The sequence below is a fragment of the Microbacterium sp. Y356 genome, from assembly GCF_059445355.1.
Genome location: NZ_JCAIUE010000001.1, coordinates 1,979,846 through 2,005,802 on the forward strand (window position 1 = coordinate 1,979,846; position 25,957 = coordinate 2,005,802).

Consider the following 25,957-nt stretch of genomic DNA (forward strand, 5'->3'; position numbering starts at 1 on the left):
CGATGCTCTAGGAACGACGATGCTCTAGGAACAAAAAACCGGTCAGACGTGATGTCTGACCGGTTCTTATTTGTGGAGCCTAGGAGATTCGAACTCCTGACATCCTGCTTGCAAAGCAGGCACTCTACCAACTGAGTTAAGGCCCCAAAAGCTATTTAATTGTGGTGACGGAGTGGGGATACCGGGATTTGAACCTGGGACCTCTTCATTATCAGTGAAGCGCTCTAACCAACTGAGCTATATCCCCGTCAACCTCCAAGACTTTACCCGAGATTTCAGGAAAATCCGAATCGACGATGCTCAGCGGCCGGGGCGCAGAACCGCACTGCCAGCAGAGAGGCTGACCACGACAGAATTCCGCGCATTCGACGACGTCTGCAGGTTGTTGTCGAGGGAACCCGCGCTGACTTCCTGCTGCACGTCGTAGGCGACATCCGGAAGCGTCAGATCGAGAGAACCGGCGCTGACGTCGATGGTTACCTCACTGGGCGCCGTTCCAGCCAGCTCGGCCACGAGCTCACCGGCAGACACGACGAAGTCGGCTTCGTCCACGTCCGTGAGGTTGACGTCAGCTCGACCCGCGCTCATATCGACGTCAACAGATGACGCTGATCCACTCAAGTGGAGCCTGCCGGCCCCCAACTCTATGTCCAGGCCATCAAACGCTCCATCCACGTCGAGGCCCCCCGCAATCAACGTGATGTCAGCGTCCAGCCGGGAATCCTGCAACTCTTCCGGCAGCGTCAACAAGACGCGCTCGTCGTCATTGAACCAGTTGCCGAAGATTCCACCGCCGAACCAGCCGTCAAACAACTCCCTCGGACTCTGTACGATCAGCTCATCGCCGTCACGGCGCATCGTCCAACCACCGCGGCTACCCTCCATCTGGAGCTGCGCCTCGTCGACGTCACCGAAGCGCACGGTGACTCTGCTGGCGCTGACATCCATTTCCAGCGTCTCGATCCCGTCCACATCGATGGACTGGGTTTCGCTGGTGACCGTCGCATCATTCACGGCCGCGACTGCGGCCGTGCCGCCGGCTCCCAGCAAGGCGATGCCCCCCACGACCGCGGTGGTCACGGTGATCGCTGTGACTCTGGCGTAGGTGCGTGTGCCGTCAGGCGTGCGCTGAGGTTCGATGTTCATCGTGTCATTCCCGTCTGGTTACCGAGCGGGGGCGTGCCGCCGGTGTTCTCGATATGAGCAAGCGCTGCAAGCACGCGGCGGTTGCCGGCCTCTGGTTCGAGGCCGAGCTTCTGGAAGATGGCGGTGATGTTCTTCTCAACACTCGCCTCCGAGAGGAACAGCAGACCCGCGATTGTCTGATTCGATTTCCCCTCGGCGATCAGCGCGAGCACTGTGCGCTCACGCTCGGTGAGTTGCAGCATCCGATCGTCGCGATTGCGACGCGTGAGCAACTGCTGGACCACTTCCGGGTCAAGCACAGATCCGCCCTCAGCGATCCGCTCCACGGAGGCGAGGAACTCTGAGACATCTGCGACGCGATCCTTGAGCAGGTACCCGAGAGGCCCACCCTGTGCGGCAATCAGATCGCTGGCATACCGTTCCTCGACATACTGCGAGAGCACCAGCAACGGCAGCGCCGGATGCGTGGACCGCAGCGCGAGTGCCGCACGGATACCCTCGTCGGTGAAAGTCGGGGGCAGCCGCACATCGAGGATGCAGAGCTCCGGGTCCGTGCTGCGCACGGTTTCGGTTAGACCCTCGGTGTCGGCCAGAGCCGCGACCACCTCGTGTCCGGCATCCTCCAGCAGACGAACCAGACCCTCGCGAAGAAGAACCGAGTCCTCACAGATCAGGATGCGCATGGCACGCTCACCTCCAGCGATGTCGGACCGCCCTGCGGGCTGTCGAGGCGGAAGGTACCGCCGGCGGCCGTCACCCGATTAGAGATGCCATCAAGGCCACCGCCGGGCTGCACGTGCGCGCCTCCGATGCCGTTGTCTTCCACGCGGGCCCAGAGCACTCCGCTCTCGCGCATCCGCACGATGACTCGGCATTCGCTGGCTCGCGAGTGTTTGGCGGCATTCGTCAGCGACTCGGCAATGGAGAAGTACACCGCCGCTTCGGCGTCACGACTGCAGCGGCCGGTCATGCGCACATCGAGCTGCACCGGGATGTGCGATCTGCTGGCAATCGCTGAGAGCGCAGCATCCAGACCGCGATCGTCAAGAACAGAAGCATGGATGCCCCGGGCGAGCTGGCGCAGCTCAGTGATGGCGGCCTTCGTGGACGTGTGTGCCTCGCCGATCAGCTGCTTCGCTACTTCCGGATCGCTCTCGATCTTCTGGTGTGCGAGACCCAGGGTCATGCCGACCGAAACCAGTCGCGGCTGAACACCGTCGTGCAGGTCGCGCTCGATGCGGGTGCGCTCGAGATCTGCAGCGCGCACGGCGCCTTCACGCTGCGCACTGGTCGTGCGCACCTGCTCGGTGAGTTCGGCCTCGCGATTCGGCACGACGATCGCTCGAGTAAGAACGCGGTGGAGCAGCGCCAGGCCGACGATGCCGGCAGCAGCAGCGAGAACACCGAGGATGCCGATCACCGGCGCCCACCCGCCGCTCACGACCGCGCCGAATGGGCCGATCGAGGAGTCTCCGAACAGCGGCGAGAACGTGTAGATCGCGGACCAGAACATGCCCCAGAAGAGTCGAAGAACCAGTGTGCCGAAGATGCACGCGATTGCGAAGTTCGCCACTGCCCGCCACATGGTCGCATCAAGCGACTGGCGACCGAGTGAACGCAGCCAACCGCCGAAGCCGGGCCGCAAGCGTCGGCGCGGAGCCAGCGGCGGGAGTCCGAGACGGTAGAGCCCGTCAACGCGAGCGATCTCGAACCACGCCACGCCGTACAGCGCGTAGACCAGCCCGACGAGGAACACCGCGCCGATGCCGAAGGCGAACAGCAGCCCGACGCCGGTACCGAAGAGTGCGGCGAGGAGGCCGATAACACCGGAACCGATCACGCCGAGGCCGGCGAGTTGCAGAATTGTCAGGAAGAGCCGCAGCGGCGGCTTCTTCGCGGGGGGAGCGCCGACTGGGGCCGGGGCGGTCTGAGTGGTCATATCTCAAAGGTAGGCCGCACGCCCCGCTGCCAACACCGTGCCAGCCCGACGCCTAGGTTCGGGTTTCCCCTACTCCTAGATATGCAAATGGGCGCCTGTGGCGCTTCGCCGCAGCGAAGGCGAGCCACACACGCCCACTCGTAAAGGGTCGTACGGGGAACTAGTTCGACATGAAGCCGACGAGCAGGCCCCCGGTCACCTTCACCGCAAGGTTGTAGATACCGGCCACGACCGCGCCGAGCACGGTGACCACGATCAGGTTCAGGATCGATACAACTGCGGCAAACGCCATGACCTGGGGAAGGCCAAGCATCGACGAGATCGACACCGCGCCCTCGGTGATGTTGCCGACCAATTCGTCGGCCCCAGCCAGGATGCTTGTCGCCTGCAGCACCAGGAAGATCAGGAAGAACGAAACCATGGTCACGATTGCGAGCGCGACCGCGGCCAGGAACGAGAGCTTCACGGCTGACCAAAAGTCGATGTAGACCAGACGCAGTCGAACCTGCTTGCCACCGGTCTTACGCGTGGACTTCTTCGCCAGCTTGTCGGCTACTGTGCTCATTCGTCCGTGCTTTCCTCAGAGTTCTGTGTCGATTCGGGAGTCGCCGCCTCTGCGTCTGACTCCGCCTCTACCTCTTCTTCGGCAAGGCCCCGCTCACTGTTGCGGGCAATGGCGAGGATCCGGTCCTTCTCGGAAGTCCGGGCGAACACCACTCCCATGGTGTCTCGGCCCTTCGCGGGCACCTCGGCCACGGCAGAGCGTACCACCTTGCCGCTGGACAGAACCACCAGAACCTCGTCGTCCTCAGCCACGATCATTCCACCCGCAAGAGTGCCGCGATCGTCGTTGAGCTTTGCCACCTTGATGCCGAATCCGCCGCGTCCCTGCACGCGGTACTCCTCGACGGCAGTACGCTTCGCGAATCCGCCGTCAGTCACCACGAACACGAACTGGCCAGGCGAGGCGACGGATGCCGAGAGAAGGCTGTCACCCTCACGGAACTTCATACCCTTGACGCCAGCGGTCGCGCGTCCCATGGGACGCAGTGCCTCATCGGTCGCGCTGAAGCGCACCGACATACCGCGACGGCTGATCAGAAGGATGTCGTCTTCCGCATTGACCATGAGTGCGCTGACAAGCTCGTCCTCGTCATTCAGACGGATCGCGATGACACCGCCCTGACGGTTCGTGTCGTAGGCGTCAAGTCGGGTCTTCTTGACCAGGCCGTTGCGAGTTGCAAGAACCAGATACTCGGCCACGTCGTAGTCGCGGATCGCGAGCACCTGAGCGATACTCTCATCCGGCAACAATGCGAGCAGGTTCGCGACGTGCGTACCCTTCGCGTCGCGCCCGGCCTCCGGCACCTCGTAGGTCTTGGTGCGGTAGACGCGGCCCTTGTCGGTGAAGAACAGCAGCCAGTGGTGAGTGGTGGTCACGAAGAAGTGCTCGACGATGTCATCCGCGCGCAACTGCGCGCCCTTGACACCCTTGCCACCGCGGTGCTGCGAGCGATAGTTGTCGCTGCGCGTGCGCTTGATGTAGCCCTCACGGGTGACGGTGATGACCATCTCTTCTTCGGCGATGAGGTCTTCCATCGACACGTCACCGTCGAAACCGTGCAGGATGTGGGTGCGTCGGTCATCGCCGAAACGCTCGACGATCTCGGTGAGCTCGTCGCGGATGATGGTGCGCTGGCGCATTTCATCGGCAAGAATCGCCTTGAAGTCGGCGATCTTGATCTCAAGCTCGTTGGCTTCATCGACGATCTTCTGGTGCTCGAGTGCCGCAAGGCGACGCAACTGCATCGTGAGGATCGCATCGGCCTGGACATCATCGATGTCGAGAAGCTCCATCAACCCGGTACGAGCTTGGTCGACTGTGGGCGACCGGCGGATCAACGCGATGACCTCATCGAGCGCGTCGAGCGCCTTGAGGTATGCGCGCAGGATGTGCATGCGCTTTTCAGCCTCGCGGAGGCGGAACTGCGTGCGACGGACGATCACATCAATCTGGTGCGAGACCCAGTTCGTGATGAAGCCGTCGAGAGCGAGCGTTCGCGGAACGCCGTCGACGATGGCGAGCATGTTCGCGCCGAAGTTGTCCTGCAACTGCGTGTGCTTGTACAGGTTGTTCAGCACAACCTTGGCGACAGCATCCCGCTTGAGAACCACTACGAGACGCTGACCGGTGCGGTCGCTGGTCTCGTCGCGGATATCGGCGATGCCCGTGACCTTGCCATCGCGAGCCAGGTCACCGATCTTCACTGCGAGGTTGTCGGGGTTGACCTGGTAGGGCAGTTCGGTGATCACCAGGCAGTTGCGGCCCTGGATCTCTTCAACATTCACGACTGCGCGCATCGTGATCGAACCGCGACCGGTGCGGTAGGCCTCCTGGATGCCCTTCGAACCGAGAATCTGCGCACCGGTCGGGAAATCAGGACCGGAGATGCGTTGGATGAGTCCCTCGAGAAGCTCCTCACGCGGCAGACCGGGGTTGTCGAGAGCCCAGAGCGCAGCAGTAGCAACCTCGCGCAGGTTGTGCGGGGGAATGTTGGTCGCCATGCCGACCGCGATGCCGACGGAACCGTTGACGAGCAGGTTCGGGAAACGGGCCGGAAGGACCGTCGGCTCTTGAGTCTGGCCGTCGTAGTTGGGCTGGAAGTCGACGGTCTCCTCTTCGATGTCGCGCACCATCTCCAGCGCGAGCTGAGCCATCTTCGTCTCGGTGTAACGGGGTGCAGCAGCGCCCATGTTGCCGGGGGAGCCGAAGTTTCCCTGACCGAGAGCGAGCGGGTACCGCAGTGCCCAGGGCTGAACCAGACGCACGAGGGTGTCATAAATCGCCGTGTCACCGTGCGGGTGGTACTGACCCATGACCTCGCCGACGACACGGGCACACTTCGAGAACGCCTTGTCAGGACGGTAGCCACCGTCGTACATGCCGTAAATCACCCGGCGGTGCACGGGCTTGAGCCCATCACGCACGTCAGGCAGCGCGCGGCCGACGATGACCGCCATCGCGTAGTCGAGGTAGCTTCGCTGCATCTCCGACTGCAGGTCGACCTGATCGATCTTGCCGTGCTCGTGATAAGGCTGTTCGCGACCGGATCCGGTCGTTTCGCCCGTCGAATTGTCGTCAGTCATTTGTTTCTTTCAATCGTTCGCTGAGCGTTGCCTACGGCGTCAAATGTCCAGGAAGCGGACATCCTTGGCGTTGCGCTGAATGAAGTTGCGTCGAGATTCAACGTCCTCACCCATGAGCACGCTGAAGATCTCATCCGCAGAGGCTGCATCTTCGATGGTCACCTGACGGAGCGTCCGCGTGGTGTGATCCATCGTGGTCTCCCAGAGTTCCTTGGCGTTCATCTCGCCGAGACCCTTGTACCGTTGCACGCCGTCCTTGCCGATGCGCTTGCCGTTTTCCAAACCGTGCTTCATCAGCGCGTCGCGCTCGGCATCCGAGTACACGTACTCGTGCGGCTTGTTCGTCCACTTCAGTCGGTACAGCGGCGGCATCGCGAGGTACACGAAGCCGGCCTCGATGAGTCCGCGCATATAGCGGAACAGCAGCGTCAGCAAGAGCGTCGTGATGTGCTGGCCGTCGACGTCAGCATCCGCCATCAACACGATCTTGTGATAGCGGGCCTTGGAGATATCGAAGTCCTCGCCGATCCCAGTGCCGAATGCCTGGATCATTGCCTGGACCTCGCGGTTACCCAGAGCCTTGTCCAGACGAGCGCGCTCGACATTCAGGATCTTGCCACGCAGGGCGAGGATCGCCTGGGTGTGCGGATCGCGACCCTGCACGGCCGAACCACCGGCCGAGTCACCCTCCACCAGGAAGATCTCACTGATCGACGGGTCTTTGCTGGTGCAGTCCTTGAGCTTGTCCGGCATAGCCGCAGACTCGAACACGCTCTTACGACGGGCGGTCTCGCGCGCCTTGCGGGCGGCCATCCGCGCGGTTGCGGCGTCGATGGACTTACGGATGACGTTCTTCGCCTGCACCGGATTGCGACCGAACCAGTCACCGAGCTGATCGCCGACGACCTTCTGCACGAATGCCTTCGCCTCGGTGTTACCGAGCTTGGTCTTGGTCTGACCTTCAAACTGCGGTTCGCCGAGTTTGATCGAGATGACCGCAGTCAGCCCCTCACGCACGTCATCACCGGAGAGGTTCTCGTCCTTCTCCTTGAGCAGGTTGTTCGCGCGGGCGTACTTGTTGACGAGAGTGGTCAGCGCAGCGCGGAAGCCTTCTTCGTGGGTGCCACCCTCATGGGTGTTGATGGTGTTCGCGTAGGTGAAGACATTCTCGGTGTAACCCGTCGTCCACTGCATCGCGATTTCCAAAGAGATCTTGCGCTCGGTGTCTTCCGATTCGAAGTCGATGATCTCCTCATTGACGACCTCGGCGTGCCGCACCCGGTTCAGGTATTCGACATAGTCGACAAGACCGCGCTCGTAGAGGAAGACATCGGCGCGCTGCTTGGTGACGGTCGTGCCCTCTTCCTCGATCTCATAGGTGGCACCTTCACGCTCGTCGTTCAGCTCGATGCGCAGTCCCTTGTTCAGGAACGCCATCTGCTGGAAACGAGTGCGCAGAGTGTCGTATTCGAAGACGACGCCCTCGGTGAAGATCTGAGAATCAGGCCAGAACGTGATCGTGGTGCCGGTCTCATCGGTCTCGGCACCCTTGATGAGTCCCTGTTCCTGCGGTTCGCCACCGTTGGAGAAACTGTGATTCCAGACGTGACCCTGACGCATAATCTCCACGTCGAAACGCGTGGAGAGCGCATTCACAACAGACGAACCGACGCCGTGCAGACCGCCAGAGACGGCGTATCCGCCGCCGCCGAACTTTCCACCGGCATGCAGGATCGTGAGCACAACTTCCACACTCGACTTCGACGGGTCGGAGGAGTGCGGGTCGACGGGAATGCCACGACCGTTGTCGATGACACGCACGCCACCGTCTGCGAGCAGTGTGACGAGGATCGTGTCTGCGTGCCCAGCCATCGCTTCGTCGACGGAGTTGTCGACGATCTCCTGGACCAGGTGGTGCAGTCCTCGCGGCCCAGTCGAGCCGATGTACATACCGGGGCGCTTGCGGACGGCCTCAAGACCCTCGAGGACCTGGATCTCATTGGCACCGTACTCACCCTGCTGCTTCTGCTGGGGGGTTATGGTGCGCTCGGCGTCGGGGGTTTCCCCGGTTGTCGATTCAGGCTCGTCAGCAGGGGTTTCAGGCGTCATCAGAGGTGATTCTCCACATCGATATCTCGAATGCCCAGTCTACCCTCACTCAGACCCTAAACGTGGCTATACGGCCCTGTGTGGCCCTGAAATCGATCAAGTGGGGTCCGTTGATGCCCTACCCGTAGGTATCGCGCGGGCCCCGCCCTGGAACGGCTCTCGGCCCCCATTTCCAAGAGGGAACGTCCGGGCCGATAAAACGGAGGTTGTTGACTCCCGCCTGTGGATAGCGTCGTCCGATCTCAGTCAAGATGGTCGCGCGCATGAACTGCAGGTTCTTCGCCCAGGCTGTCGAGTCGCACTTGACGGTCAACATCCCATTCTCAAGTCCGACCGGTTCGGAGTGTTTCGCGGTGTCTGCGCCGGCGAATTCCGCCCACTGGCGCACTACATCTTCACGCGCCAGCGTGATCTCCCATCCGGATTCACGACTGAGCTTGTCGAGCACCGCACCGAGCGCCCCAGGGTCGCGACCGGGAGTGAAAGGTGCGTTGTCATCGTCATCTCGAATACGACGCTTGCGTTTCCATGATTTCGAGCTGGGCTTCAGCCCGCGAAGACGCAGGTAGGTCGCGACAGTTTCCGGAGTATCTGATGCTGATTCACTCATCGTCTTCCTCCTCATCATCCGTCTCGCTGTTGTCATTCTCGGCGCGATCATCGCTGATCATGCCGGCGTTGATGCGCACGACGTGTCGGTGCAGCGGCTCAGGGATATCTTCCTCCACCGCTGCGGTGACCACCACTTGCTCATATCCAACTGTCAGAGTCGCCAAGCGCTGCCGTCGATCGGCATCGAGCTCGGCAAAGACGTCATCGAGGATGAGGACCGGATCTCCCGCCGGCGATTCAGCGCGCAGAAGCTCAGCGGATGCCAGACGCAAAGACAGCGCAATCGACCAGGATTCGCCGTGCGAGGCATATCCCTTCACCGGGAGCCCCCGTACGCGCATCAGAAGATCATCCCGATGAGGACCGACAAGAGTGAGACCTCGGTCGAGCTCTTGCTTACGTTTCGCCTGCAATGCCGCGCGGAACATGTCGGCTATCTCGCCACGGGTATCGGATGCGCCTTCTTCGCCTTCTTCGGGGTCTCCTCCTCGAACAGAAAGTGCCCACTCGAGTTCGGGCTGATGGTCAGCGCCGGCGATGGCGGTGTACGCGTCGGCAAGTGGGCGCTGCAGGTCAGCCGCAAGCCGGAGGCGCGCGTCGATGATCTCGGATCCCAGTGCGACAAGCTTGTCGTCCCACACCTCAAGCGTGGTAAGTGCTTCGCCTCGGATGCCGCGTGCGCGGGCGGATTTCAGCAGCGCGCTTCGTTGCTTGAGAACGCGGTCATAATCACCGAGCACTGCAGACATCCGCGGTGCGCGCTGAATCAGCAGTTGGTCTGCGAATCGACGCCGGGATGACGGGTCCCCCCGAACGATCTGCAGATCTTCTGGTGCGAACAACACGACATGCGCGTAGCGGGGGAGTTCGTTGGTCTTGGATGGTGATCCGTTGATGCGGGCTTTGTTAGACCCTTGCCGATTGATCTGCACTTCGGCGAGAACCTTACGTTCTCCGACCGAGAGCCGTGCTCGGATGACTGCGAACTCTTGGCCGTCCCTCACCATCGGAGCATCCGACGACACCCGATGGGAGCCGAGCGTGGCAAGGAACACCACTGCTTCTGCAAGATTCGTCTTGCCCTGGCCGTTGCGGCCGACGAGCACATTCGGTCCAGGGTGGAGGCTGAGTTCTGCGGTCGCGTAGTTGCGGAAGTCCACAAGGCTCAGGTGCTCCACAATCACGGATTCACCCTACCTTTCGGGGCAGACACTCTCCCCGAATTCGCTCGTCGAGCGAGATGGAGACGATCAGCGCAGCAGAAGGTTCGGCTGCAGCAGGTACTTGTAGGAGTCGCTTCCTGCCTGGTCGACCGAGGTCTGGCTCGTGATCAGCACCGGGCTGAGCTTGTTCGCATTGTCGCTTGATGTGAATGTCACGCGCACAAACTCGCTCTTGACCGCGCTGAGCGCCTCGGTCAAATACTGCGGGTTCAAGCCGAGCGTCACATCGTCGCCACCGGTCAGGTGTGCGTCGACCGACTCGGATGCTCGAGCCTGCTCGCTGCCAGAGGCATCCATCGTCACGCTGTCAGATGTGAACGTGAAACGCAGCGGAGCTGCGCGATCAAGCACCAACGCCACACGCCGAACCGCTTCGATTAGGTCGGCGGTGTTGACGACCGCGTAGTGCTCGGTCTGCTCGGGAAACAGGCGACGAACCGGCGGGAAATTTCCCTTGATCAGGAGAGAAGTCACCGTCTTGTTGCCCGACGTGAACGCGATGATCTCGCGGTCGCCGGCGCCGGAGAACGACACCTGGATGGTTCCGGTGTGTCCGAACGTCTTTCCGACCTCGGTCAGCGTGCGCGCGGGAACCAGCGCAGTCTGCTCAGGTGCCTCGCCATCCCACGGCACGTTGCGAAGCGAAACGCGGTAGCGGTCGGTAGCGACGAGGCTGAGGTTGTTCTCGGTTACCTCGAGCTGTACGCCGGTGAGCACAGGAGTCACGTCATCACGAGACGCTGCAAACGCGACCTGCGCGATCGCCGTACCGAAATCGTCGGCCGGAACAACACCCGAAGTGCCAGAAACCTCAGGGATCGACGGATATTCCTCAACCGGCATTGCAGCCAGCGTGAAGCGAGCCGATCCGCAGGTGACGGTGATACCGCCGTCTTCTTCGACAGCAATCTCGATGGGTGCGTTCGGCAGTCGGCTCGCGATGTCTGAGAGCAGCCGCCCGTGAACCAGAATCGTTCCGGGTGTCTCGACCGTCGCCTCGATGGTCGTACGTGCGGATGCTTCGTAGTCGAATGCCGAGAGGGTGAGACCTGACTCGCCTGCTTCGATGAGCACACCGGCCAAGATCGGCTGTGGATTGCGCTGTGGCAGAAGTTTGACGACGAAGGAAACAGCTTCGCTGAAGACATCGCGGTTGACCTGGAACCTCACGGGCGCTCCCTCGTCGTAATTACAGGATCTGAGGAGCATGGGCTCACGTCAGGGGTTCCCATCGTATCCCCACAGCCCGGCTCTGCCATACGACGGGTTTCGACACCGTTGAGGTGCTCGGAATCCGCTCTCAAAGGGTTAACTCCTTAACAGTGTTAACACCTGTGGATACTGTGGATAACTCGGTGGATATCAATCGTCCGTAGGGAACTACATGCGTGTGAGATGTGGAAACCCTGAGGAAACCGCGCTTAAACAGGTGTGTGGTCGAAGCGGCCGTTTGTGGAGTTATCCACAGGTAGCCGCGATTTCCACACATTCGTCCCGATGTTAAGTGTATTCATCCACAAGTTATCCACATGTGTAAACAGGTGTGAATTGCATGGTATGGAGCGTGGTCGAAGCGGCCAATCGGCTGCAAATCGTCAGCGTCGACCGAGCTGCGTCGTGATCTCGGTGACCTGGTTGTAGATGGAGCGACGCTCTTTCATGAGGTCGCTGATCTTCTTGTAGGCGTACATGACGGTGGTGTGATCGCGGTTACCGAACAGCTGACCGATCTTCGGCAGTGAGAGGTTCGTGCGTTCGCGGCACAGATACATCGCGATCTGACGCGACGTCGCGATCTGCTGCGATCGACTTGATCCATACAGGTCGTCGACGGTGAGCTTGAAGTACTGAGCGGTGGCGGTGATGATGTCGGTCGGCGAGATGATGTTGTCTTCTGCCGTGTCGATGATGTCTCGGAGCACCGTCTGAGCGAGGGATATGTCGAGCGCAGAGCGATTCAGGCTTGCGAATGCGGAGACACGGATGAGCGCGCCCTCGAGTTCGCGGATGTTCGACGACACGACGGTCGCGATGTACTCCAGCACGTCGTCGGGGATGTGGAGCGCCTCGCTCTGTGCCTTTTTGCGCAGGATAGCGATACGGGTTTCGAGGTCAGGAGCTTGCACATCGGTGATGAGACCCCATTCGAACCGGCTGCGCATCCGGTCTTCGAAACCGGTCAGGTGCTTTGGGGCGACATCGCTGGTGATCACGATCTGCTTGTTGTGATCGTGCAGGGTGTTGAAGGTATGGAAGAAGGTTTCCTGCGTCTCGGCGCGGCCCTGCAGGAACTGGATGTCGTCGATGAGCAGGATGTCGACGTCACGGTAGCGTGCCTGGAATGCAGACCCACGGTTGTTGGCGATCGAATTGATGAAGTCGTTGGTGAACTCTTCGCTGGAGACGTAGCGAACTTTCACCCCCGTATAGAGAGACTGGGCGTAGTCGCCGATCGCGTGCAGAAGGTGGGTCTTGCCGAGACCGGAGTCGCCGTAGATGAATAGCGGGTTGTAGGCCTTCGCCGGCGCCTCTGCGACAGCAACCGCCGCTGCGTGTGAGAAGCGGTTGGACTGTCCGATGACGAAGTTGTCGAAGGTGTACTTCGGGTTCAGGCGCGATTCGTGGCGCAACTGAGTGGGCTGTTCGACCGGATAGTCGGTGCGCGGGGCCTCTGGGCGTCCGAAGTCCGCGACCGCGATCGGGGCGGTCGGGTGCTCGGCGAGCTCATGGTTGACGACCACACGGAAAGAGGTGACTTCTTCGCCGAGGTGACCGAGAGCCTCCATGATCGGAACGCGTAGTCGTTTGTTGATCTGCGCCGCGGTCAGGTCGTTGGGGACGTCAAGGTAGAGCGTCGCGCTCATGATGCCGGCAGGAACGGCGAGACTCAGGAAGCCCTGCAGTTGGGGGGTGACCCGGTCGTCATGGGCGAGTAGATCCAGAACCTCTGCCCAGATCGGAACGTCGGGCTGGTCAGGAGAGGGCATGGTGCTCCGGGTAAGGGCTCGCGGAGGACAGACCGATTTCGGCAGATCCCCCCTGTGGATAACTTCGGATGCAACGGTAGTCAGCCAACCTGTGAAGGGCAACTACCCACGGAAAATCAACGGTGTGTCGAGTACGTCGGTGGCGACAAGGTTGTGGATAATTATGGTGCGGCGCAACACAGCGCGAAACGGTATGGCGCGGAGATTTGCTCTCTGGGCCGGTACGACGTACGCTTAATCGGTTGACTTATGCCCGAAAAAGGGCAGATCCCTATGTCTCCGGTCGTACACATCCGGTGACAGCGTTCCCGGAGTGATTCCATGAGCAAGCGTACGTTCCAGCCCAACAACCGCCGTCGCGCCAAGAAGCACGGCTTCCGCCTGCGCATGCGCACGCGCGCCGGCCGCGGCATCCTCTCGGCCCGCCGCGCGAAGGGCCGCGTCGAGCTCTCGGCGTAAAGCTTCGTGCTCGCCCGCCCGCTCCGACTAACGCGAGGTACCGACTACCGGTTGGTCGTGCGTCGCGGAGTCCGGTGCGGGGGCGCGACGGTCGTCACCTCTTTGTTGACGACCGATGAAGCACGTGAACCCAGGTTCGGGTTCATCATCAGTAAACAGGTGGGCACTGCTGTGATCCGCAATACCGTGCGTCGACGGCTCAAAGCCGTGTGCGCGGACGCGCTCTCGATGGTGCCAGAGGGCACGGATGTCGTCATCCGTGCCCTTCCTGCGTCCGCCACCGCGACATTTGCCGAGCTCAACGCTGATGTGACGCGGTGTCTCGCACGACTCAACCGCACCAGGACGTCGGCATGAGTGCCCTGCCCTCCTACGCGATGGGATCGGCGCATCTGCATCCTGGTGACCTCGTGCGCAGCATCCCACTCGTTCCACGCAATCTCGTGCTGGGGTTTCTCACCGGATATCGCGCTGTAATCTCGCCGATCTATGGTGATGTGTGTGCGTACTATCCCTCCTGTTCGGCTTACGCTGTAGGTGCTGTGCAGCAGCACGGTGCTATCAAGGGAGCCATGCTCTCGGCGTGGCGCGTGCTGCGATGCAATCCCTGGACAAAAGGCGGCGTCGATGACGTTCGCCCCCACGACCATTTCCGATTCGACCTGACCGCTCGAGGTTTCGTCGTACCTTCTCGAAAGGACTGAACAGTGGGTCTTGACCTTCTGCTCGCCTCTGCGACGCCAACACCGCCCGCTGATTCCGGTGGTGGCTTCGATCTGCTCGGCACCATTCTGTGGCCGCTCAAGTGGGTCGTCGAACTTCTTCTCGTCGCCTGGCACTCGCTGTTCACCACGGTCGGACTGCCCGCAGCAGCCGGCATCACTTGGATCCTCTCGATCGTCGGTCTCGTGATCGTCGTTCGCGGTGCGGTGTTCCCTCTCTTCGTGCGGCAAATCAAGAGCCAGCGCAAGATGATGGAAATCGCTCCTGAGATGAAGAAGGTCCAGGAGAAGTACAAGGGTAAGAAAGATCAGCTGTCTCGCGAAGCAATGAGCCGCGAGACAATGGCGCTGTACAAGAGACACGGCACTTCGCCGATGTCGAGCTGTCTGCCGATGATCGTTCAGATGCCGATCTTCTTTGCCCTGTTCAGCGTGCTAAACGACGTCACCAAGCACGCCGATGCAGGCATTGGCGGTGTGGGTCTGCTGAGCGCGGATCTGACCAAGGAATTCTACGACGCGACGATCTTCGGAACAGTTTCGTTGCACGGCACACTCGGCCACGCTGTCGAGACGCAGAACACCGTTGCGATCGTGCTCCTCGTCATCCTCGTCGTGCTGATGATCGGTTCGCAGTTCTTCACGCAGCTGCAAATCATCTCGAAGAACCTGTCGCCAGAGGCCAAGACCGGCCAGGCGTACCAGATGCAGAAGATCATGCTTTACGTACTGCCGCTGGGCTTCATCTTCTCTGGTGTGTTCTTCCCGCTCGGCGTGGTTGTGTACTGGTTCATCTCGAACCTGTGGACTATGGCGCAGCAGTTCCTCGTCATCCGTGAGATGCCGACCCCCGGTTCGGAAGCAGCCAAAGCACGCGAAGAGCGACTTGCACGCAAGGGTAAGGCGATCGACTCATCCGGCAAGGTTGTTCCGATTGCGGCGTATGAGGCTGAGCAGCAGCGCAAGCTCGACGAGGTAGAGAAGGCCAAGCAGAACGCACCGAAGCGTCAGCAGCCGGTGGGAAAGAAGCGTTCGAAGAAGAAGGGTCCGAACTCATGACCAGCGAGAACGTCGTGGAGCGCACTGAGCGCACTGAGCCCACTGTCGAGCAGCTTGAGAATGAAGGCGATGTCGCGGCTGACTTCATCGAGGAACTGCTGGATATTGCAGACATCGACGGCGATCTGAATCTCGATGTGCGCCAAGGCCGCGCCTACGTCTCGGTCGAGGCCGAGGGTGAAGACATCTCCGTCCTTTCAGACCCCGACACTGTTCAGGCATTGCAGGAGATCACCCGCCTCGCCGTGCAGAACAAGACCGGTTCGTTCTCGCGACTGATTCTCGATGTGGGTGGATCTCGTGATGTTCGCAAGCGTCAGCTCGAGAAGCTGGTGGATGCTGCGCTGGTCAAGCTTGATGAAGGAGCATCGCAGGCATCGTTGCCATCGATGTCGAGCTATGAGCGAAAGCTCGTGCACGATATCGTCGCCGATCGCGATCTTGTTTCCGAATCGTACGGTGAGGGCGCCGAACGTCACACGGTCATCCGCCGCCGCTGATGTTTCACGTGAAACATCGTGAGGAGTGAGCTTGTCAGATACACAGGCAGAACCCGCGGTTGAGGCTGAACCGGAAGTTGCGGCATCACTCTTTCGCGATCGGATCGACGTCGCACGCGCCTTCACTGCGGCACTCGCTGCGCAGGGTGAGGAACGTGGACTTATTGGTCCGCTCGAACTGCCTCGTCTATGGACTCGACACATTCTGAACAGCGCTGTTGCAGCGCCGCTTTTCCATGGCTCGGCCGCGGATATCGGCTCCGGGGCCGGCCTGCCCGGCCTTGTCATTGCCATCGCACGGCCAGATGTGAAGTTGACACTGGTGGAGCCCATGGAACGTCGAGTCAATTGGCTCAACGAGCAGGTCAACGAGCTTGAGCTCGACAACGTCGTGGTCCTGCGGTCTCGTGCAGAAGATGTTCGCACCAGCGAAAAGTTCGACGTTGTCACGGCGAGGGCTGTCAGCGCGCTGCGCACCCTTCTCCCGTACACAGCACCTCTGGTGCGCGATGGGGGAGAGCTTGCACTCCTCAAGGGAAAGAACGCTGAAGTAGAGATTGACGCAGCCTCCAAGCAGATCAAGAAGTATCGGCTCAGTGATGTGCGGGTTGAGGTTCTGGGTATTGGTGTACTGGAGGAGACTACTCGCGTGGTTCGGGCTAAGGTGCGGGGCGCTTAGTCCTTGATGCGTACGGCCATCGGGTGAATGTTTCACGTGAAACATGAGTTCTCGCAGCTCAAAGTGGATGCGTGGACATCACAACTGAGACCCGGATGTTTCACGTGAAACATGGACTGCCGGAAGAGATCGCGGCACATGACTGCCGCGCAATAGTCGAAGTAGACATGCCGGGAAGCCCGAGTCCCAGTAGTTAGAAACCACAACTGTCCGGAACGTCTGACGCAGCGATTAGAGTGGAATACGGCCCTCGAAAGGAGTGGATGTTTCACGTGAAACAGTCCGAAAAGGTAACACCGAACAGTACTTTCGGGGTAGATACGCCACTGGCGCGAGAAATCGCCGATTTGAGCGCTCGTCGTCGCCGATTGGAAACTACCTCAATCGAATTCAGTGGCGAGACGCGTGTCATGACAGTGTCGAACCAGAAGGGTGGCGTCGGTAAGACTACCTCGGCAGTGAACACGGCATCCGCTCTTGTGGCTTTGGGTGCGAAGGTGTTGGTGATCGATCTTGACCCACAGGGAAACGCATCCACCGCACTCGGGGTGCCGCATAACGCAGACACCCCCAGCGTCTACGACGTCCTGATTGAAGATGTTCCGCTCGCAGACATCATCCAGCAGAGCCCGGAATCCGAGAACCTGCTTTGCGCGCCGAGCACGATTCACCTCGCCGGCGCCGAGATTGAACTGGTCTCCCAGGTGGCTCGCGAACATCGGCTACGCAACGCACTGGACGTGTACCTCCGAGAGAGTGCTCTCGACTTCGTCATCATCGACTGCCCTCCGTCGCTCGGTCTTCTGACGATCAACGCCTTCACCGCGGCATCTGAGGTTTTCATCCCGATCCAGTGCGAGTATTACGCGCTCGAGGGACTGAGCCAGCTTTTGGGCAGCATTCAGATGATTCAGAAGCACCTCAACCCTGATCTTCACCTCTCCACGATTCTGCTCACGATGTACGACGGACGCACCCGTCTTGCTCAGCAGGTTGCCGACGAGGTGCGCAACCATTTCCCCGATCAGGTGCTGAAGACGATGATTCCGCGTTCAGTACGTGTATCTGAGGCACCAAGTTTTGGTCAGACGGTGATCGCTTACGACGGAAACTCCGCTGGTGCGATTGCATACCGCGAGGCCGCTGTCGAAATCGCGTCCCAGAAGACGCAGAGCAAGGAGAACTGATGGCCAAGCGCACTGGATTGGGTCGAGGAATCGGCGCACTCATCCCCACGGCGGATCAGTCCGAGCGTCCGGTTGATGTGTTCTTCCCCGGTGCCTCACTTCGCCTGAAGGCGGATGCGGGCAGCTCTGACGTCTCTGCAGCGGTCACGGGGGCGCCCGACCTCGAGGTAGTTCCCGGCATTCATCTGATTCAGATCGACCCGAACAAGATCGTTCCCAACCCGCGTCAGCCGCGCACGCATTTCAGCACCGATGATCTTGACGAGCTTGTGCACAGCGTGCGCGAGTTCGGTGTCCTGCAGCCGGTGATTGTTCGCAAGAACTCCGATGGTGACTACGAGCTGGTCATGGGGGAGCGCCGCACGCGCGCCGCACGCGAGGCTGGTCTAGATGCGATCCCCGCAATCGTCCGCGAGACCGCAGACGAAGACATGCTTCGTGACGCGCTGCTGGAGAACCTGCACCGCTCGGAACTGAACCCGTTGGAAGAAGCGTCCGCCTACCAGCAGCTGCTCGAAGACTTCGGGATCACACAGGAGCAACTGGCGACGCGCATCGGCCGTTCTCGCCCGCAGATCAGCAACACGATCCGCCTGCTGAAGCTGCCTGTTCCAGTGCAGCAGCGTGTTGCCGCGGGTGTCCTCACCGCTGGCCACGCTCGCGCCCTTCTCTCCCTCGATGACTCCGCCGCGATGCAGAAGCTCGCCGACAAGGTAGTCAACGAAGACCTCTCAGTGCGGGCCACTGAAGAAGCTGCGAAATCCTTCCCGAGCGCCGGCACGAAGAAGGTCAAGGCGCAGCCCGGTGCCCGCCGTGCCTACCTCGACGAGGTGTCCGGCAAGCTCGGCGACCGCCTGAACACTCGTGTGAAGATCACGTTGGGTGCAAGAAAAGGCCAGGTCGCAATCGAATTCGCGTCGATTCAGGATCTCAATCGCATCCTGGCTGAGCTGGGCGAAGAGCAGTACGGATCCTGAACTTCTGAACTCTCGCTCGCCTTGTGGTGGGCGTGACTCTTAGAGTGGGCACAATAGGGGAGACAACATGGCAGATAAGAAGAGTCCGGCCGCACGACTCAACGGTCGGGTCATCGGGATCAGCATTGCCGCAGCACTCGGCGGATTCCTGTTCGGCTTCGACACGGCCGTGATCAACGGCGCGGTCACCGCCCTCGCCGGAGCATTCTCGCTCGGACCTGGGCTACAGGGCTTCGCCGTGTCTTCCGCACTGATCGGTTGTGCCGTCGGCGCGTGGTTCGCGGGAAGTTTGGCGAACAAGCTGGGCCGTATCCCGGTGATGGTGATCGCGGCCATCTTGTTCTTCATCTCGGCGATCGGCTCAGGCTTCGCGTTCGGGGTCATCGACTTGATCGTCTGGCGTGTGATCGGCGGACTCGGCGTGGGTGCGGCATCCGTCATCGCGCCGGCCTATATCGCGGAGGTCTCGCCGGCGAAGATTCGCGGGCGTCTCGGTTCTCTCCAACAGCTCGCAATCGTGACTGGTATCTTCACGGCCCTGCTCTCCAACGCCCTGCTGGCCAATATCGCCGGCTCCGCGTCATCCATTCTTTGGTTCGGCATCGAAGCGTGGCGCTGGATGTTTATGGTCGAGGCGATTCCCGCCGTGGTTTACGGGCTCATGGCCCTCCGACTTCCGGAGTCTCCTCGATTCCTGGTGGCGCGGGGACAGCTCGACAAGGCTTCGCAGGTTCTCTACGATTTCAGCGGCGAGACTGACGTAAATCTCAAGATCGAGGAGATCCGCGCCACATTGAACGTCGAGCAGAAGGAGTCGCTGCGCGACCTGCGCGGCGACAAGTTCGGGCTGAAACCCATTGTCTGGGTCGGCATTCTTCTTAGCGTCTTTCAGCAGTTCGTCGGCATCAACGTGATCTTCTACTACTCGACCACGCTGTGGCTGTCGGTGGGATTCGACGAGTCCCAGGCCCTGATGACCTCCGTCATCACATCGGTCACGAACATCGTCGTCACGATCATCGCGATCATGCTGGTCGACAAGGTTGGCCGGCGCCCGATGCTGCTCACAGGCTCCATCGGCATGGCCGTGACCTTGGGCATGATGGCTGTGGCCTTCTCGTTCGGCACACTGCAGGATGGCAACGTCGTGTTGCCCGAGCCATGGTCGCTGATTGCGCTCGTCTGCGCCAACGGATTCGTGGTGTTCTTCGGTGCCACCTGGGGCCCACTGGTTTGGGTGCTGCTGGGGGAGATGTTCCCGAACAGCATTCGTGCCGGCGCGCTAGCGGTGGCTGCGGCGGCCCAGTGGGTGGCTAACTTCTTCATCTCGACGACATTCCCGGCGTTCGCGGAGATCGGGCTGACCTTCGCCTATGGCTTCTACGCGTTCTTCGCGATCGTGTCGTTCTTCTTCGTGTACTTCCAGGTGCCAGAGACGAAGGGTCGAGAACTCGAAACGATGACGGATGTTGTGAACCTTCCGCGCCGAGGCGGGCATAAGCGCGCGTAGGCTTAAGGCATGTCAGAAGCTGTCCCGCGTCGCGCGAGTTTGGAAGTTCTACGCGCAGAGGCGTCTGACGAACTGGCGGTACTCGTGCAGGAGCGACTGTTGGGCGGCGAGGATCCGTGGGATTTCATGGAAGAACTCCCCAGCGTCGATGAGCTGGTCGTTTACCTCTTGCGCGCCGATAACATCGCCGCGAATGACGGTGTTCGGCCCAACGCCGCCCGCAACTACCGCGTGATGCGACAGATCGCGTTGGAGTATCCGGAGCTGACGCCAGCCGTCTGGGGACTGCTCGGCGAGAAGACGCGCCATCGCAAGTGGGACACCACGGTCGCTGACGTGTCCTGACGCGTCCTAGCGCCCGAAGCACTCAGCGAAACGACAAAACCACGCCGAAACAACACGTCTAAGACGTCGTTTCGGCGTGGTTTTGTCGTTTCAGGGTCAGGCGAGGAACGCGGCGAGATCCTTCTCGAGCGCGGGCTTCGGCTTGGCGCCGATGATAGTCGCCTTGACCTCTCCACCGTGGAAGACCTTCATCGCCGGAATCGACGTGATCTGGTACTTCATGGCAAGTTCGGGGTTCTCGTCAACATTGAGCTTGACGATGGTGATCTTGTCGGCGTTCTCAGCCTGGATCTGATCGAGCACCGGTGCGACCATGCGACACGGACCACACCACTCAGCCCAGAAGTCAACCAGAACGGGGCCTTCGGCCTGAAGTACATCCTGGTCGAAGGTCGCCTGGCTCGTTACCTTTGCAGTCATCAGTTTCTCCTTCAATAGAGGTTCACCCGCTACAACAGCGAGTGAAAGGATTGTGTTCCCTAGACGGATGCCCCGACCGGGGCGGTGTCCTCAAGGGCAGCAATGTAGTGCTCGGCGTCAAGGGCAGCAACGGTGCCGGTCCCGGCGGCGGTGATGGCCTGACGGTAGGTCGGGTCGATGACATCGCCGGCGGCAAAGACACCAGGTGTCGAGGTGCGAGATGAGCGGCCTTCGACCCAGATCGTGCCCTCGGGTGTGAGCTCGAGCTTCTCGTGCACCAGATGCGTGCGCGGGTCGTTGCCGATTGCGACGAACAGACCATCAAGCGCGAGATCTGAGAGCGTGCCGTCGACGGTGTTGCGCAGCTTCACGCCTGCGACGCTGTCAGCACCGGTGACCTCGGTGACCTCACTGTTCCAGATGAACTCGATCTTCTCGTTCGCGAACGCGCGATCCTGCATGATCTTCGATGCACGCAGCGTGTCCTTGCGGTGAATGATGTAGACCTTGTCCGCGAAGCGCGTGAGGAAGGTCGCCTCTTCCATCGCCGAGTCGCCACCGCCCACGACGGCGATGGTCTTCTGGCGGAAGAAGAAGCCGTCGCAGGTTGCGCACCACGAGACGCCGTACCCGGAGAGACGCTCCTCGCCCTCGACGCCAATCTTGCGGTACGCCGAACCCGTCGCGTAGATCAGCGACTGGGTCTCGTGCACAGTGCCACTGCCGAGTGTGATCGTCTTGATGGGGCCATCCAGATCCAGCTCGGTGACGTCGTCATAGACGACCTCGGTGCCGAACTTCTCCGCCTGCTCCTGGAACTTCGTCATGAGCTCTGGTCCCTGGATTCCCTCAGGGAAGCCCGGGTAGTTCTCGACCTCGGTGGTGTTCATCAGCTCGCCACCGACCTCGACGGAGCTAGCGATGAGCAACGGCTCGAGGTTCGCGCGCGCCGCATAGATCGCGGCGGTGAATCCGGCGGGGCCGGAGCCAATGATGATGACCTTGCGCATGTGCTCTCTCTCTTCGCCTGGGCAGGACGCTCCATTGCTTCAACCAATGGTAGCCGTGCGTCATTCCCGGGCCTGAGAGCCGCGCTGCACGTCAGCGTCCGGGCAGAACCCGCTTCAGCAGGTCAGCGCCCACCTTGAGCTCCGGTGCCCGCATCAGCGCGAGTAGCGCCACGTAGACGACAACCACGACAAGGCCGATGATGCAGGTGCCGATGGCTCCCAGGAGCTGGCTCTGCATCGTCCACCCGCTGGTGCCGCCGAGCAGGATGAACGCGCCCCATCCGGCGAAACCCGCCGGCACGGCGGCGAGGGCGAAACGACCGATTGCCGTCAACCAGGACCGGACCTGCAGTCCACCAATCTTCCGATGCAGCAGCCAGATGGCGAGGAATGTCTGCAGTGTGCTGGCGATGGACTGACCGAGCGCCACGCACGCCGCCAGGAGCGTCACTGGAATGACGTCGATTGAGTACAGGTACGACGCGAGCAGGGCCGTCACAACGACGAGCGAGGCCTGAAAGATCGTGAACCAGAAGGGTGTGCGGGTGTCGTCGTAGGCATAAAAGGTGCGCTGCACGATGAAAAGGATCGTCAGCGGCAGCAGACCAATCAGATACGCCACCAGAACTGGAGCGGCGGCGAAGGCCTCGATCGGTGTCTTGGTGAACACCCGGGTGGCCGGAAGGGTTGCCGCGGCGACAGCCGCAATGGCGGCCATGATGAAGAAGACAAGGGTGCGGATGCTACGGCTGATGTCCGCGCGCACCTCATCGTGACGCCCCGCCGAGGCGTGCTCGCTGATCTGCGTGAAGTACGGAGTCCCGATCGACAGCACGATGACGGAGTAAGGGAGCATAAACACCAGCCATGCGTTCGCCATGACGGTGGATGACGCGCCGGTGCCGGATGCTGCGGTCGCGATATTGCTCTGGAGGAAGCCGGCAGCGATGCCAGCGACAGCCATCAGCAGCGTCCAGCCAGCGAGGCGGCCGACCGTGCCGAGACCGGCTCCGCGCCAGCGAAAGTCCGGACGAAGTGAGACTCCGGCACGCCGCCAGAAGATGAGCAATACGAGGGCCTGAAGGACGATGCCGGCCGTGGCGGTGCCTCCTAGGACGGCAATCATCTCCGGTGTCCAGGCGGATGCGCGGGTCGGGATGTTGCCGAACAGCAGACCGAGAGCGAGGAAACCCGCGATCGACACGACGTTGTTGATGACCGGCGCCCACGTGAACGGGCCGAAGACCCGGCGTGCGTTCAACGTTTCGCCGAGTAGGGCGTAGATGCCGTAGAAGAGGATTTGCGGCAGGCACCAGTACGCGAATGCGGTCGCGAGGGCGCGCAGCTCCTGCTGCTTCTCTGAAGTGGCGAGCCAAACCAGGCCGGGGGCGGCGATCATCGCGATGACCGTGCAAATCAGGAGCACGACGACACCGAGGGTGAACAGCTTCGAGATGAACGCGCTACCGCCGTCGCGATGCGTCGTCGCCTTGACGATCTGAGGAACGATCACGGCGGTGAGGACGCCGACCGAGATCAGCTGGAAGACACTGTTGGGCAGCTGGTTCGCGACCGTGAAAGCATCCGCTGCTTGAGATATTGATCCGAGCACACCAACGAGAACGATGCTGCGCAGCAACCCGGTTACACGCGAAACCATGGTGCCGGCCGCGATGACGGCGCTGGCGCGCCCGAGGCTACTCACCGGTCACCTCTTCTGTTGAGTCGCCCGAATTTTCTGAATCCGTATCCTCCGCAGCAGCCTTCCGACGCCGCACCACGGTGCGCACCACGCCGAGCACCAGCAGGAGACCGATGATCCCACCGAGGATGCCGAGGCCGATGTTCTCCCATTCGGCGCGGACCGTCACCTTCGCCGTCTGGTCGACACCGATGGGTACGCCGGTAGGCGAGCTGAGGCTGAAGTTCACTTCGAGCTCGCCGCTTCCCACTCGCGCCTCGACCGGCACCTTGACACGTTCGTTGCTCGCGGGCTGTGCCACGAAGTCCTTCGTGGGCTGCACATCGAGGCGGGCATCCGAAGGCGTCGACGTGAGTCGCACATTCACAGGCCACGGCAGATCGTTGCGCACCCACACCGGCAGCGGAGCCGCTGACGTGAACAACTGGATGGGGCTTGGCTGCTGCACGCCCACTGCATTGAGTGTGGTGCTGGTCTCCACTTGATGCGCACTGGCATCCTCTGCATAGCTGTCGGATGCCCCGACGCCGATCAGGCGGAGGATCTGTAGGCGCTCAGGCGAGCGGAGCACGAGCGGGTCGTCGAGGATTGACGAGAACGCGGCCAGGTGCGCCTCGTCCGCAAGCAGTGCGCTCAAGGCCGTCACGCGCTCTGCCGAGGACTCCCCGGCGAGCGTGGCGGATGCCGGTGCCGTGGCCCGAAGCGCATCGAGGTCGATCGGGTCGGCGATCGCACCGAGCGAGAGGACCGTTTCACGCAGAGCATCGGCCGTGCGCGTCTCATCACGCTCGAGGCCGACGAGTAGGGGCGTTTGCGCACCGGCGAAAGCGAGCTGGGCGAGACCCTCCGCGATCTCGCGTTCGCGGAGACCGGCATCCTCCTCGGCGGCGGCATCCGATAGTGCGGCGGAGGCCGTGGCATCCATCACCAGCACATCGTTGCCATCGATCTCGACAACAGCGCCGGTAGCTGCAGCGATGGATGACGACGGCAGGACCGTCGTGAGATCGCTGTCGAAGTACGTGCTGAAAGTGGCGAGGTCGGCGGTGTTCACGTCTCCGAGGGGCCAGAGGATGCCGGATTCCTCAGCGCGAATCGCGGTCAGTTCCTCATCGGTCGGAAGGGTCGGGACGGACGGCGTCGATGTCGGGGACGGCGATGGTGATGGAGATGGTGAGGCGGTGCTGTCACTCTCGACGAAGTTCGCCACGTCGAGGTAAGACGTGAACGGCAGGGGAGTGAGCAGCTCCGGCAGCTCGGCCTGCGCCTGAACGGTGGCGTCTGCATCGCCGTACTGCAGCGCGAAGCGCTCATTGGAGAGTGTCTCAAGCCGGGCCAGCCACTCAGTCGCGGTCAGAGGTGCGGCAGAGCCGAGCACACGAATGGCGGCGGGAATCAGGGGGTCGACGGCGAGCACAGCCGTGGTGCCGGCGATGCCGTTCAGCTGCGCGGTGAGGGCGCCGTCGGGTGCGGTGAGTGTCGTGAGCTCGTCGGCCGTGAGTAGGGCGCCGTTCGCGGGCGTCGCCGTGATCGGCACCATGACGGTCACCTGCGTGGCCGTGCCCGCGGTGACGATAAGCACGCTGCTCGCGGTGAAGTTGCTGGCTGCCGGGGTGTCGGTGTCGGGCCCCTCGTCGGCGCCGGGCGCATTGCCAGTGGTGCCGTCATCGAAGGTCACTCGAAGCGGGTAGACGCCATCAGCCAGCTCTCCGAGCGCGGTCACAGGGGTGAAGACTGACATCGTGGACGACTCGGATGACGCGACGGCCGTGGAGATCTCGCTGCTGAGCGGGACGAATGTGCCGTCGGATTCGTCGGCATCGAGCCACGCCGTGACCGCCGCGCTGTCGATGAGCGGTGTGCGGTTGAGCTCGACGGTGACGCGCCCTGCAGGGAGCTCATCATCGCTGCTGTTGTCGATCGTGACGCTCGTTGTCAGAGGGACACCCGGTTGGATCACGCCATGCAGCCCCGCCGAGAGCGAGAGCTCGACGGTGCCGGGATCCGCGTCTTCGACGGCGGCTGTCGCCGGCGAGGCGACAAAGAACTGCGGTGCAGCCAAGAGGCCGGCGGCGAGTGAGAACGCGACGAAACCGCGTGCACAGCGCTTCGCGCGCGCACGACTGCCGGTTCGGGGGCTGATCAACGTCTCTGGTCTTCCTCGGGTGCCGTGGCGGCCAGCCCGTGAGTTGTGACCTCGTAATTCTAGGCGGGTGGCATCAGG

24 protein-coding genes and 2 tRNA genes are annotated in these 25,957 nt (G+C 61.6%); 10 read left to right on the top strand and 16 right to left on the bottom strand.

Annotation, left to right across the window (positions count from 1 at the left end; translation table 11 throughout):
- Positions 1 to 73 precede the first annotated feature (73 nt).
- From AC1C2Q_RS09510 to dnaA, 12 genes are all read right to left on the bottom strand, one after another.
- A tRNA-Ala gene (locus AC1C2Q_RS09510) sits at positions 74 to 146 on the bottom strand.
- Between the two features lie 27 nt (positions 147 to 173).
- Positions 174 to 247: transfer RNA gene (locus tag AC1C2Q_RS09515), tRNA-Ile, on the bottom strand.
- Between the two features lie 53 nt (positions 248 to 300).
- Positions 301 to 1,146, bottom strand: coding sequence for a DUF4097 family beta strand repeat-containing protein (locus AC1C2Q_RS09520; protein ID WP_495449903.1), 846 nt, complete (start codon positions 1,144 to 1,146; stop codon positions 301 to 303).
- Positions 1,143 to 1,829, bottom strand: coding sequence for a response regulator transcription factor (locus AC1C2Q_RS09525; protein WP_495430850.1), 687 nt, complete (start codon positions 1,827 to 1,829; stop codon positions 1,143 to 1,145). Before AC1C2Q_RS09525 ends, AC1C2Q_RS09520 begins: the two co-directional genes overlap by 4 nt.
- Entirely contained in the window at positions 1,817 to 3,085 is a 1,269-nt protein-coding gene (locus AC1C2Q_RS09530; protein WP_495449904.1) for a sensor histidine kinase, read from the bottom strand. Before AC1C2Q_RS09530 ends, AC1C2Q_RS09525 begins: the two co-directional genes overlap by 13 nt.
- Positions 3,086 to 3,245: 160 nt before the next feature.
- The gene (locus tag AC1C2Q_RS09535; RefSeq protein WP_495430852.1) at positions 3,246 to 3,650 is read right to left on the bottom strand and encodes a DUF3566 domain-containing protein; all 405 of its coding nucleotides are present in this window, start codon (positions 3,648 to 3,650) and stop codon (positions 3,246 to 3,248) included.
- Positions 3,647 to 6,232, bottom strand: a complete 2,586-nt coding sequence (gyrA, locus tag AC1C2Q_RS09540; protein ID WP_495430853.1) for a DNA gyrase subunit A — start codon at positions 6,230 to 6,232, stop codon at positions 3,647 to 3,649. The genes AC1C2Q_RS09535 and gyrA overlap by 4 nt, the downstream gene beginning before the upstream one ends.
- 39 nt (positions 6,233 to 6,271) lie before the next feature.
- Positions 6,272 to 8,341, bottom strand: a complete 2,070-nt coding sequence (gyrB, locus tag AC1C2Q_RS09545; RefSeq protein WP_495430854.1) for a DNA topoisomerase (ATP-hydrolyzing) subunit B — start codon at positions 8,339 to 8,341, stop codon at positions 6,272 to 6,274.
- Between the two features lie 118 nt (positions 8,342 to 8,459).
- Positions 8,460 to 8,951: a DciA family protein gene (locus AC1C2Q_RS09550; protein WP_495430855.1), complete on the bottom strand. Its 492-nt coding sequence runs from the start codon at positions 8,949 to 8,951 to the stop codon at positions 8,460 to 8,462.
- On the bottom strand, positions 8,944 to 10,137 hold the full coding sequence (recF, locus tag AC1C2Q_RS09555) for a DNA replication/repair protein RecF (protein ID WP_495449905.1): 1,194 nt from the start codon (positions 10,135 to 10,137) through the stop codon (positions 8,944 to 8,946). The genes AC1C2Q_RS09550 and recF overlap by 8 nt, the downstream gene beginning before the upstream one ends.
- 66 nt (positions 10,138 to 10,203) lie before the next feature.
- Entirely contained in the window at positions 10,204 to 11,346 is a 1,143-nt protein-coding gene (gene dnaN / locus AC1C2Q_RS09560; protein WP_495430857.1) for a DNA polymerase III subunit beta, read from the bottom strand.
- Positions 11,347 to 11,771: 425 nt separating this feature from the next.
- Positions 11,772 to 13,163, bottom strand: coding sequence for a chromosomal replication initiator protein DnaA (gene dnaA, locus AC1C2Q_RS09565; RefSeq protein WP_495430858.1), 1,392 nt, complete (start codon positions 13,161 to 13,163; stop codon positions 11,772 to 11,774).
- 321 nt (positions 13,164 to 13,484) lie between these two features.
- Between dnaA and rpmH the strand changes: the two genes are divergently transcribed.
- From rpmH to AC1C2Q_RS09615, 10 genes are all read left to right on the top strand, one after another.
- Positions 13,485 to 13,622, top strand: coding sequence for a 50S ribosomal protein L34 (gene rpmH, locus AC1C2Q_RS09570; RefSeq protein ID WP_439283287.1), 138 nt, complete (start codon positions 13,485 to 13,487; stop codon positions 13,620 to 13,622).
- 6 nt (positions 13,623 to 13,628) lie between these two features.
- The gene (gene rnpA / locus AC1C2Q_RS09575) at positions 13,629 to 13,979 is read left to right on the top strand and encodes a ribonuclease P protein component (protein ID WP_495430859.1); all 351 of its coding nucleotides are present in this window, start codon (positions 13,629 to 13,631) and stop codon (positions 13,977 to 13,979) included.
- Positions 13,976 to 14,326 carry a membrane protein insertion efficiency factor YidD gene (gene yidD, locus AC1C2Q_RS09580; protein ID WP_495430860.1) on the top strand — a complete coding sequence of 117 codons (351 nt, stop codon included), beginning with the start codon at positions 13,976 to 13,978 and terminating at the stop codon, positions 14,324 to 14,326. The genes rnpA and yidD overlap by 4 nt, the downstream gene beginning before the upstream one ends.
- A 3-nt stretch (positions 14,327 to 14,329) precedes the next feature.
- A complete protein-coding gene (gene yidC, locus AC1C2Q_RS09585) occupies positions 14,330 to 15,403 on the top strand; it encodes a membrane protein insertase YidC (RefSeq protein ID WP_495449906.1) in 1,074 nt (357 codons plus the stop codon).
- Positions 15,400 to 15,903, top strand: a complete 504-nt coding sequence (locus tag AC1C2Q_RS09590; RefSeq protein WP_495430862.1) for a Jag family protein — start codon at positions 15,400 to 15,402, stop codon at positions 15,901 to 15,903. The genes yidC and AC1C2Q_RS09590 overlap by 4 nt, the downstream gene beginning before the upstream one ends.
- A gap of 31 nt (positions 15,904 to 15,934) precedes the next feature.
- Positions 15,935 to 16,582, top strand: a complete 648-nt coding sequence (gene rsmG / locus AC1C2Q_RS09595) for a 16S rRNA (guanine(527)-N(7))-methyltransferase RsmG (protein ID WP_495449907.1) — start codon at positions 15,935 to 15,937, stop codon at positions 16,580 to 16,582.
- 263 nt (positions 16,583 to 16,845) lie between these two features.
- On the top strand, positions 16,846 to 17,769 hold the full coding sequence (locus AC1C2Q_RS09600) for a ParA family protein (protein WP_495430864.1): 924 nt from the start codon (positions 16,846 to 16,848) through the stop codon (positions 17,767 to 17,769).
- Positions 17,769 to 18,746: a ParB/RepB/Spo0J family partition protein gene (locus AC1C2Q_RS09605; RefSeq protein ID WP_495449908.1), complete on the top strand. Its 978-nt coding sequence runs from the start codon at positions 17,769 to 17,771 to the stop codon at positions 18,744 to 18,746. The genes AC1C2Q_RS09600 and AC1C2Q_RS09605 overlap by 1 nt, the downstream gene beginning before the upstream one ends.
- A 67-nt stretch (positions 18,747 to 18,813) precedes the next feature.
- Positions 18,814 to 20,256 (top strand): sugar porter family MFS transporter, encoded by a 1,443-nt coding sequence (locus tag AC1C2Q_RS09610; protein WP_495430866.1) that lies wholly within the window; start codon positions 18,814 to 18,816, stop codon positions 20,254 to 20,256.
- A gap of 9 nt (positions 20,257 to 20,265) precedes the next feature.
- The gene (locus tag AC1C2Q_RS09615; RefSeq protein ID WP_495430867.1) at positions 20,266 to 20,601 is read left to right on the top strand and encodes a tryptophan synthase subunit alpha; all 336 of its coding nucleotides are present in this window, start codon (positions 20,266 to 20,268) and stop codon (positions 20,599 to 20,601) included.
- 96 nt (positions 20,602 to 20,697) lie between these two features.
- Here AC1C2Q_RS09615 and trxA read toward each other — a convergent pair whose 3' ends face one another.
- From trxA to AC1C2Q_RS09635, 4 genes are all read right to left on the bottom strand, one after another.
- Positions 20,698 to 21,021, bottom strand: a complete 324-nt coding sequence (gene trxA, locus AC1C2Q_RS09620) for a thioredoxin (RefSeq protein ID WP_495430868.1) — start codon at positions 21,019 to 21,021, stop codon at positions 20,698 to 20,700.
- A 59-nt stretch (positions 21,022 to 21,080) separates the two neighbouring features.
- Positions 21,081 to 22,031 carry a thioredoxin-disulfide reductase gene (gene trxB / locus AC1C2Q_RS09625; RefSeq protein ID WP_495449909.1) on the bottom strand — a complete coding sequence of 317 codons (951 nt, stop codon included), beginning with the start codon at positions 22,029 to 22,031 and terminating at the stop codon, positions 21,081 to 21,083.
- 91 nt (positions 22,032 to 22,122) lie between these two features.
- Entirely contained in the window at positions 22,123 to 23,736 is a 1,614-nt protein-coding gene (murJ, locus tag AC1C2Q_RS09630; RefSeq protein WP_495449910.1) for a murein biosynthesis integral membrane protein MurJ, read from the bottom strand.
- On the bottom strand, positions 23,729 to 25,879 hold the full coding sequence (locus tag AC1C2Q_RS09635; RefSeq protein ID WP_495449911.1) for a DUF6049 family protein: 2,151 nt from the start codon (positions 25,877 to 25,879) through the stop codon (positions 23,729 to 23,731). The genes murJ and AC1C2Q_RS09635 overlap by 8 nt, the downstream gene beginning before the upstream one ends.
- Positions 25,880 to 25,957: the final 78 nt, after the last annotated feature.